The sequence below is a fragment of the Streptomyces sp. NPDC104367 genome (assembly GCF_055583825.1).
Genome location: NZ_JBVJND010000075.1, coordinates 1 through 9,362 on the forward strand (window position 1 = coordinate 1; position 9,362 = coordinate 9,362).

The 9,362-nt window shown below is 72.9% G+C and carries 8 protein-coding genes; 6 read left to right on the top strand and 2 right to left on the bottom strand.

Features of this window, described 5'->3' with window-relative positions; translation table 11 throughout:
• Positions 1-697: condensation domain-containing protein (locus tag ACZ619_RS45530; RefSeq protein WP_469611911.1), on the bottom strand; the 697-nt coding region annotated here is incomplete at its 3' end.
• Positions 698-973: 276 nt separating this feature from the next.
• Between ACZ619_RS45530 and ACZ619_RS45535 the strand changes: the two genes are divergently transcribed.
• From ACZ619_RS45535 to sbnB, 6 genes are all read left to right on the top strand, one after another.
• On the top strand, positions 974-1,474 hold the full coding sequence (locus ACZ619_RS45535) for a cobalamin B12-binding domain-containing protein (protein ID WP_469611913.1): 501 nt from the start codon (positions 974-976) through the stop codon (positions 1,472-1,474).
• The gene (locus tag ACZ619_RS45540; RefSeq protein WP_469611914.1) at positions 1,461-2,753 is read left to right on the top strand and encodes a methylaspartate mutase; all 1,293 of its coding nucleotides are present in this window, start codon (positions 1,461-1,463) and stop codon (positions 2,751-2,753) included. Before ACZ619_RS45535 ends, ACZ619_RS45540 begins: the two co-directional genes overlap by 14 nt.
• A gap of 70 nt (positions 2,754-2,823) precedes the next feature.
• Positions 2,824-3,840: an asparagine synthetase A gene (locus tag ACZ619_RS45545; RefSeq protein WP_469611915.1), complete on the top strand. Its 1,017-nt coding sequence runs from the start codon at positions 2,824-2,826 to the stop codon at positions 3,838-3,840.
• Positions 3,837-5,096 carry a glutamate synthase-related protein gene (locus ACZ619_RS45550; RefSeq protein ID WP_469611917.1) on the top strand — a complete coding sequence of 420 codons (1,260 nt, stop codon included), beginning with the start codon at positions 3,837-3,839 and terminating at the stop codon, positions 5,094-5,096. Before ACZ619_RS45545 ends, ACZ619_RS45550 begins: the two co-directional genes overlap by 4 nt.
• 54 nt (positions 5,097-5,150) lie before the next feature.
• Positions 5,151-6,095, top strand: a complete 945-nt coding sequence (gene sbnA / locus ACZ619_RS45555) for a 2,3-diaminopropionate biosynthesis protein SbnA (protein WP_469611919.1) — start codon at positions 5,151-5,153, stop codon at positions 6,093-6,095.
• 75 nt (positions 6,096-6,170) lie between these two features.
• Entirely contained in the window at positions 6,171-7,178 is a 1,008-nt protein-coding gene (sbnB, locus tag ACZ619_RS45560) for a 2,3-diaminopropionate biosynthesis protein SbnB (RefSeq protein ID WP_469611921.1), read from the top strand.
• 91 nt (positions 7,179-7,269) lie between these two features.
• On the opposite strand, the gene ACZ619_RS45565 is transcribed toward sbnB, so the two are convergent.
• The coding region (locus ACZ619_RS45565; RefSeq protein WP_469611923.1) for an alpha/beta fold hydrolase at positions 7,270-9,362 on the bottom strand (2,093 nt) is incomplete at its 5' end.

The window sequence follows — 9,362 nt, forward strand, 5'->3', positions numbered from 1 at the left end:
GCTCCCGCTCAGCCGCCGACAACACCTCCAACTCCGACAACCGCGCCCCCGGCACCGCCGCGACCCCCTCCAACAGCACCGCGAAATGCCCGGCCGTGCGGGACGCGGTGGCGAGGTCCGCGCGGAACTCCACCGAGCCGTGCACCGCGGCGCCGGCCGGGGCGTCCTCCACGGTGACCCGCAGTCCCGCGGCCGTGGAGGTGACGGTGCCGGACCCGGCCGGGCGCGTCGCGAACACCGCCGGCAGCAGCTCCTGCGGTAGGTCGGCCAGCTCGGCGCCCGCGTACGCGGCGGCCCGGGACGCGGCGGCGGCCACGCCCGCGGTGAGCGAGGCGAACACCGGGTCGCCCGACAGGTCCACGCGCACGGCCGTGCCGCTGTCCTGCGTGTCCGCCTCGACGGCGACCGCGATGTCCTCCCGGCGGGTGTACTTCGCCAGCAGCACGACGAACGCCGTCAGCAGCACCTCCGGCAGCGCGGCGCCCACGGCGGCTCCCGTCGTGCGCAGTGCGTCCGCGACGGGAGCCGGCACGGTGAACGCCACCTCGCCCGTACTCCCTTCGGCGTCCCGGGGGCGGCGGCGGTCGCAGGGCAGTTCCAGCGGTTCGAGCCCTGCCCGCAGCTCGCGCCAGAACGCGTCCCGCGCCTCGGTCGTACCGGGCCGCTCGTCCCGGAAGTCCGGCTGGTGACCAGTCATCGTTCGCTCCCCACATCGTCTGCGCGGTAGGTCGTCATGCGGTAGGCGGGTCCCGGCCCGCGACGGCCACGCTAGGACCGGGCGGCAGGCGCGTGCAGTGGGCGGAAGTGCCGAGAGCGGCGGATGGCCACAAGTACCCAGTTACCGCCGGCGCGGCCGCGACCCACGATGAATGACGCCACTCGTGGCCCGCGACAGCACCGAACCAGACCACGAGTGCCGGGTACCGGTCCGCCCGCCGCCCGTCTCCGACGTCCAAGAAAGGCAGGTCCACCTGTGAATGCGCGCCCACCCTCCCCGCTGAACGGTCCGGCGGCCGGCCGGCCCCCCAGGGCTGTCCTCGGCGGCATCCCGTCCGACTCCCACACCTGGAACCTGCTGTTCCTGCGGCTCCTGATGGAGGAACAGGGCTGGCACGTCACGAACCTCGGCGCCTGCCTGCCCGTCGCCACCCTGGTCGCCGAATCGGTCCAGGACCGACCCGACCTGATCGTCATCAGCACGGTCAACGGCCACGGGCGGCACGAGGGCGAGGGGCTGGCCCGCGCCGTCCGCGCCGTCCCGCGGCTCGACGGCGTCCCGCTGGTCATCGGCGGCAAGCTCGACACCTCGGGCGCCACCGATCCGGCGGCCTTCGGGGAGCTGCGGAAGGCCGGCTTCGACGCGGTCCTCGTCGGTGACGCGGCCGTACCGGAGTTCATGGAAATGCTGCGCCGCCTGCGCACCGCCCGGCAGGCCGCCGCGCCCCGGAGGGCGTACGCCGATGCCGTCTCATGAGCCGCCCCCCGCCGGCGCCGGGTTCCACGCGGCCGTCGAGGCCGCCCACCGCGCCGGCACCCTTGTCGTACAGCCCCGCATGGGGTTCGGCGAGCCGGACCGGATGCGCGCCGGCCTGATCGCCACCCGGGACGCGGCCGCGACCACTGTCGGCACCCTCACCATCGACAGCTTCACCCGGGTCGGCGACGTCGCCGCCGCCTCCCGCACCCTGCGCGAGGGCGGCAGCCTCAACGGATACCCCATCGTCAGCCACCCGGCGGACGTCACCCGGGCCATGCTCGACGGGGTCGCGGGGCCCGGTTTCCCCATCCAGGTCCGGCACGGCTCCGCGCAACCCGGTCGCATCATCGACGCGCTCGTCGCCGCGGGCCTGGACGCCACCGAGGGCGGCCCGGTCTCCTACTGCCTGCCCTACAGCCGCACCCCGGTGCAGAAGTCGGTCGCCGCCTGGCGAGATGCCTGCCGGCGCCTGGCCGAGCTGCGCGGACAGGACCGCGAGCCGCATCTGGAGAGCTTCGGCGGCTGCATGCTCGGCCAGTTGTGCCCGCCCTCGCTGCTGGTGGCCCTCACCGTCCTGGAAGGACTGTTCTTCGTCCAGAACGGGCTGCGCAGCATCTCCCTCAGCTACGCCCAGCAGACCAGCCCGGCGCAGGACGAGGAGGCGGTCACGGCGCTGCGGGCGATCGCCTCGGAACTGCTTCCGGACACCGACTGGCACGTGGTCCTCTACGCCTACATGGGCCTGTACCCGCGCACCGAGGCCGGCGCGCTGGGACTGGTCGAGGACGCCGCGCGGCTCGCCGTGCGCACCGGTGCCTCCCGGCTGATCGTCAAGACCGCGGCCGAGGCGGTGCGTATCCCCACGGTGGCGGAGAACATCACCGCTCTCGAACGCTGCGGCGCCGCCGCCGCGGCCACCCCGCCGCCCGCCGCGCCGCCGCCCGACACCGGCATCAAGGCCGAGGCCCTGGCCATCGTGCACGCGGTCCTCGATCTGAACGCCGACGTCGGCAAAGCGCTCGTGCAGGCCTTCGCCCAGGGCCGTCTGGACGTCCCGTACTGCATGCACCCCGACAACGCCGGCCGCACGGCCGCCGTCGTCACCCCCGGCGGCCGGCTGGAGTGGACCAGCACCGGGTCCCTGCCGATCGACCACCTGGTCCCCGCGCACCCCCCGGCCCGCCTCACCTCGGCCGGCCTGCTGGAGGCGCTCGGCCACGTCATGAACCGTTACGACGGCCCGGCGGCCGCGCGGCAACCCGTCGGCGCCCGCTGACCGGCCGCCGCGGCAGCACCCCGTACCCCGTGACACCCGCAAGGACACCCGACCAACCCGAGGACATCTCATGACCACGCAGATGGAACGGCCGATCTCCGTCCCCGCACCCGACATGATCCCGCTGCCGCGCCTGCGGCTCGCCGATCCCCGCACCCGGGCCGTGCTGCGCGTGCAGCAGGCCGTCGTCGACGGTGCCCGGGAGCACCTGCGGGCCGGCGGCGCGACCGAGATGGCCCATCCGATCATCGGTCCGGTCACCGACCCCGGATCGCGCGGCGCCAAGCAGGTCGACATCGACTACTACGGCCACCGCTACAAGCTGATGACCAGCGCCATCCTCTACAAGCAGGCGTCCCTCCTCTCCTTCGACCGGCTCTTCCTCGTCGCGCCCAACGTGCGCCTGGAGCCCATCGAGACCAGCGGGACCCACCGCCACCTCGCGGAGTTCCGGCAGATCGACGTCGAGGTCGCCCGGGCCGGCCGCGACGACGCCATGGACCTCGTCGAGGGCATCGTGCGGCACGCCGTCACCAAGGTCGTCGCCGAGTGCGGTGCCGACCTCGCCCTCCTGGGCCGCGACCCCGGGAAGCTGACCGCTTTCGTCGCCGCGCCGTTCGAGCGCGTCCCGCACGGCGAGGTCGTCGAGCGTCTGCACGCCCTCGGCTCCCCGCAGGCCCCCGGCACCGAGATCGAGTGGGAGGCCGAGGAGCTGATCTCCCGGCACTCCGCGGCGCCGTTCTTCGTCGTCGGCTACCCCAAGGGCTCGCGCGGCTTCTACGACAAGGAGGACCCGGACGCCCCCGGCACCCTCCTCAACTTCGACCTCATCGCCCCCGAGGGCTGCGGCGAACTGTGCAGCGGCAGCGAGCGGGAGTTCGAGTACGCCAAGATCATCACTCGGATGCGGGAGACCGGCGAGAACCCCGCCAAGTACGCCTGGTACCTGGACGTCGTCCGCCACGGCATCCCCGCCAGCGCCGGGTTCGGCATCGGCCTGGAGCGGCTGACCCGCTGGATCGCCGGACTCGACTCCGTGTGGCAGGCCACCGCCTTCCCGAAGCTCGCCGGGATGGTGACCCCGTGACCACGCTGACCGCACCCGCCTTCCCCGAGCGGGAGCTGCGCCGCCGGGCCCGGGAGGGCGCAGCCGCCGCCTTCCCGCCGCTCGCGGACTACGGCACCGTCGTCTACGGCGAACCGGGCCCCGCACCCGCCGGCGGCGACGCCGGCGATGCCGTCGACGGGCTGCGGTTCGCCCCGCCGGTCTTCATGCCCGGCCGGCTCGCCAAGCTCATCGACCTCGCCCGCGAACCCCTCTACTCCGACGTCGACCTGGAGACCGTCGTCGGCGGCCTGCGCTCACCGCTGCCGCTGTACGTCTCCGCCCTCGGCTCCACCCGGGTCGCCGGCACCAGCCTCGCGATCAGCCGCCAGGCCGGACGGCTCGGCATCCCCATGGTCATCGGCGAGAACGTCGCCCCGATGAACGGCTTCCGCTCCAGCGCCGGCGAACACCGCAAGGGACTGCTCGACCGGATCCACGCCTACACCGAGAACCTGCCCGACGGCATGGGCGGCCTGTGCGTGCAGCAGAGCACGGAGGACGCCGACTCCGAGGTGTGGAACCACGTCTACAGCGACCCGGCCGTGGGCGGGCTGCTCAGCACCGGCCGCCTCGTCTTCGAGCTGAAGGCCGGGCAGGGTGCCAAGCCCGGCCTGGGCGGCATGACCATGGTCAGCGAGGAGGCCGCGCCCGGCCTGGAGGACCAGTACGCGATCGAGCGCCTCACCGAAGGAGGACCGCTGCTGCGCGCCTCCTGCCCCGGCACCCTCACCGAGGAGATCTTCCGCCAGCAGATCCACCTCATGGCCAACAACTACCCGCGCGCCCGCCGCTGGGTGAAGCTCTTCCCCGGCCGTGACGTCGGCCTCGCCGCCACGGTCGCCTGGGCGGCCGGCGCCGACGCCGTCACCGTCGACGGCGCCGAGGGCGGCACCGGCTGGGCGCCGCTGTCCTTCACCGGCCACGTCGGCCTGCCGCTCGCCGAGTGCCTGCGGCGGGTGGGCACCCCGGACGGCCCGCTGCTGGCCAGCGGCCGCGTCGCCGACGGCGCCCGCGCCGTCAAGCTGCTGGCGCTCGGCGCCACCGCCGTAGGCATCGGCCGGGCCGCGCTCATCGCCGCCGACGAGGACCCGGAGCAGGGACTGGTCCGCCTCGTGCGCTCCTTCGAACTGGAGATGCGCCTGCTGATCAGCGCCCTCGGAAAGTACAGCCCCGCCGAAACCGGCACCGAGGACCTGTGGGCCCCGGACCAACGCTCCTGCCACGGGGACCTGTGACCCCGGCGCCGGCCGTCCCGATCCGCCTCACCGAGCCAGAGCGGAAACGTACCCATGATCTACGAGAACACCTACGACATCGTCACAGACGACATCTTCCTGCGGCTGCGGTCCCACGTACCGGACGCCGACGTCTTCCTCAAGCTGGAGGGTCTCAACCCGGCCGGGTCGGTCAAGCTCAAGACCGCCCTGAGCCTCATCGAGGACGCCGAGCACCACGGCCGCGTCACCCCCGGCTCCCACATCATCGAGTCCTCCTCCGGCAACCTCGGCATCGCCCTCAGCTCCATCTGCGCGACCAAGGGCTACCGATTCACCTGCGTCGTCGATCCCAACACATCCGCCGTCAGCACGGACCTGATGCGGGTCCTGGGCACGGAGGTCGTCGTGGTCGACACCCTCGACGCCGCCGGCGGCTACCTCCAGTCCCGCATCTCCTACATCAACCGGCGCATCGCCGCGGAACCGGAGGTGATCTGGCTCAACCAGTACGCCAACCCCGCCAACCCCCGTGCCCACTACGAGATGACCGCCGCCAGCGTGCTCAAGGAGCTCGAGCACGTCGACGTGCTGTTCGTCGGCGCCGGCTCCACCGGCACCTTCGTCGGCTGCGCCCAGTACTTCCGCGAGCACGCCCCCGACACCCGCATCGTCGTCGTCGACGCCGAGGGTTCGGTGACCTTCGGGCAGTCCTCCGGCCCCCGCCGGCTGCCCGGCCTCGGCGCCAGCCGCCGGCCCGAACTGTGCCGTCCGGAACTCGCCGACGAGGTCGTCCACGTCGCCGAGAGCGACGCCATCCGCGAATGCCGGCTCCTCGCCCGCGACCGGGGCCTGATCGTCGGCGGCTCCACCGGCTCGGTCCTCGCCGCCGTCCGCGAACACGGCGTCGGCTACCGCCGCGGCGCCCGCATCGCCGCCATATCCCCCGACATGGGCGAACGCTACCTGCGCACCGTCTACAACGATGCCTGGGTGACCGAGCACTTCGGCGACCTGTGACGAACGCCCCGGACGCCACGGCGTCCGGCGGCACCCCTCCGCCCGCTCCCGCCCCACCGTCCGAGAGGCAGCACCATGCCAACGTTCCACGTCATCGGCGGCAAGATCACCCAGGACGTGATCGCCGCCTCCCCGTCACGCATCATGGACATCGTCCGCGACACCTACCTCCGGCACAGCGCCGGTGAGACGGTCAACCCCAACAGCTACTTCCTGCGGTTCCCCGACCGTCCCTCCGCCCGCATCATCGCGCTGCCCGCGCACCTCGGCGGCGACCGGCCGGTCTCCGGCATCAAGTGGATCGCCAGCTACCCGTCCAACATCGAGCACAACCTCCAGCGCGCCTCCGCCACCCTGATCCTCAACGACGCGGAGACCGGCTATCCGTTCGCCTGCATGGAGGCCTCGCGGATCAGCGCCGCGCGCACCGCCGCGTCCGCGGTGCTCGCCGCCGAGACGCTCGCCACCGCAGACGGCCCCCGCACGGTGCTGTTCGTCGGCGCCGGCGTCATCGGCCGTACCGTCTCCGACTTCCTCGCCGCCCGCGGTCTGGAACCCGCCGAGTGTCTCGTGCACGACCACGTCGCCGGCTACGCCGACACCTTCGCCGACTACCTGCGCGACGACCACGGCTGGAGCGCGAGCCGCACCGACGACATCGACGGCGCCCTCGCCCTTGCCGACCTCGTCGTCCTGGCCACCACCGCGCCGTCCCCGTGGCTGTGCGACGCGCAGGTCCTGCGGCCCGGCCAGGTCGTCCTCAACCTGTCGCTGCGCGACATCCACCCGACGGTCATGGTCAAGTGCGCCAACATAGTCGACGACGCGGACCACTGCCTGACCGCGCGGACCTCGCCGCACCTGACCGAGATCGAGTACGGCAACCGGGACTTCCTCACCGGCACCCTCGCCGACGTCCTGCGCGGCGACGTCACGCTGGACGGGGAACGCACGGTGGTCTTCTCCCCGTTCGGGCTCGGCGTCCTCGACCTCGCCGTCGGCGCGTACGTCTACCGAAGTGCCCTGGAGCACGGCCAGGCCACCGAGGTCCCGGACTTCTTCCCCGTCACCGCCCGGTGGTGAGGCGGCGCCGCCCCGCGCGGCTGCCCGCCGTCCACCGTGACGCGCTCCGCGGCCTGGCCGCGGAGCGCGTCACGCGTCCTTCACCGACGGGTCAGGCGCCGATCAGGGCCGCGCCGGCCAGCCGTGCGGTCAGCGCGTCCAGCGGTCCGTCGTCCTTCACCATGCGCAGATGACCGCCCGGCACCTCCACCAGGTCCAGCCCCCGCGGGTGCGCCCCGCGCCAGTGCGCGGTGTACGGCGCGAACGGCACCTCGTCGGGATCGCCCGGCAGCGCCTCGCGCACGGTGGCGCTGACGTACAGCGTGGTGGGCGCCGTCGAGGGGCGGGGCCGGTGCGCGGCCAGCGAGCGCACCTCCGCCTCCAGAACCGCGTACGGCAGCCACTCCTCCAGCGACACCGATCCCTCGTCGATGTTCAGGCGCGGTGTCAGCAGCCGGAGTTGCGCCGCCGTCTCCTCCCGGGCCGGCCCGGACTCACTCTGCCCGCGTGTCCACAGCTCCGCGGCGCGCCGGTACACCTCGGCGTGTCCCAGGAACCACGCCTCGCGCTCCGCTCCGGTCACCGCCGGCTCCAGCAGGTGCACTCCGCACAGCTCCGCCGGCCGCTGCGCCGCCATCTCCTGGGCCACGACCGCACCGGTCGACCAGCCCAGGAGCAGCACCGGGCCGTCCGGCTGCACGGCCCGTACCTCGTTCCAGTACCGGGCGGCCATCGCGTCCACTCCGAGCAGCGGCTCCTCGCCGGGGTTGAGGCCGGCGGCCTGGACGCCGTACACCTCGAACCGTCCGGTCAGCCGCTCGGCCAGCTGCCGGTAGGAGTGGGCGCTGCCGCCGCCGGGGTGCACGCAGAACAGCTTCGGCAGCCCGGCGCCACCGTCCGCCGCGCTCAGCGGCACCGTGAGCCCCGCCGCCGCGGCCGTCGAAGGTCCAGCGACGGCCGCCGCGAGGGTCGCGATCGTGGTGTGCCGCATGACCTGCTGCACCGTCACCGGCCAGCCCGCCTCCCGGATCCGCGAGGCGATCCGCACCGCCTTGATCGACTGGCCGCCCAGCGTGAAGAAGTCGTCGTGGACACCTGCGCGGTCGATGCCGAGGATGTCGCTCCAGATGCGGGCGATCGCGGCTTCCGCAGGTGTGCGCGGCGAGGTGCGGGCGACGGCCGGGTCCGGACGGTGGCCGTCGGGCGCGGGCAGTGCCTTCTGGTTGGTCTTGCCGTTGGGCGTGAGCGGCATCCGTTCCAGCGTCACGTACACGGTCGGTGCCATGTAGTCGGGCAGGTCGCGCAGCAGGTGCGCGCGCAGTTCGGCGGAGGACGGCGCGACCGCGCCGGCCTGCACCACGTAGCCCACGAGCATCTTGTCGCCGCTGGCGTCGTCGCGGACGGTGACCGCCGCGGCGGTCACCTCGGGATGCGTGAGCAGCGCCGCCTCGATCTCACCCAGCTCGATCCGGTAACCCCGCAGTTTCACCTGGTTGTCGATACGGCCGATGAACTCCATCGTGCCGTCCTCCCGCCACCGCACCAGATCGCCCGTACGGTACACACGCGCACCGGGAACCGCGCTGAACGGATCGGGCACGAACCGCGCCTCGGTCAGCTCCGGACGGTTCAGGTAACCACGCGCCACACAGATACCACCCAGCAGGCACTCCCCGGGAACACCGACCGGCACCGGCCGCCCGAACCGGTCCACCACGTACGCCGTCGTGTTCGTGATCGGCACCCCCACCGACGAAGACCCCGCCACCGGATGATCACCGACACTCGTCAACGCCATCACGTTCGCCACGGACCCCTCGGTGGCACCGTACTCGTTGGAGATCACCGTCGCCCGCCGCCCGGTCCGGAACACCCGCCCCGCCAGCCCCGGAGACAGATCCTCACCACCGGCCACCACCGTCGCGACACCATGCCGCGCACCACTCATCTCCAACGTCGCCGTCAACACCTCCAGATGGGACGGCGTCGCCTTCAGAAAACCGATGTCCATGCCCGTCGCCACCAGGTCGATGGCCGCGTCGAACGCACTCTGCCCCTCCACGGGGACCGGAACCACCAGACGCTGCCCCTGGACCAGCGGCAGGAACAACGACGTGATCGTCAGATCGAACGTCACCGAGGAGTACAGCAGCGTCCCCACCGCGTTCTCCCCGACCGGCGGATAGTTCACATCACACCAGTGCA

Coding starts and splice junctions, on each gene's coding strand:
- sbnB (WP_469611921.1), top strand. CDS start 6,171: ATGCCAACGTTCCACGTCATCGGCGGCAAGATCACCCAGGACGTGATC.
- ACZ619_RS45540 (WP_469611914.1), top strand. CDS start 1,461: ATGCCGTCTCATGAGCCGCCCCCCGCCGGCGCCGGGTTCCACGCGGCC.
- ACZ619_RS45545 (WP_469611915.1), top strand. CDS start 2,824: ATGACCACGCAGATGGAACGGCCGATCTCCGTCCCCGCACCCGACATG.
- sbnA (WP_469611919.1), top strand. CDS start 5,151: ATGATCTACGAGAACACCTACGACATCGTCACAGACGACATCTTCCTG.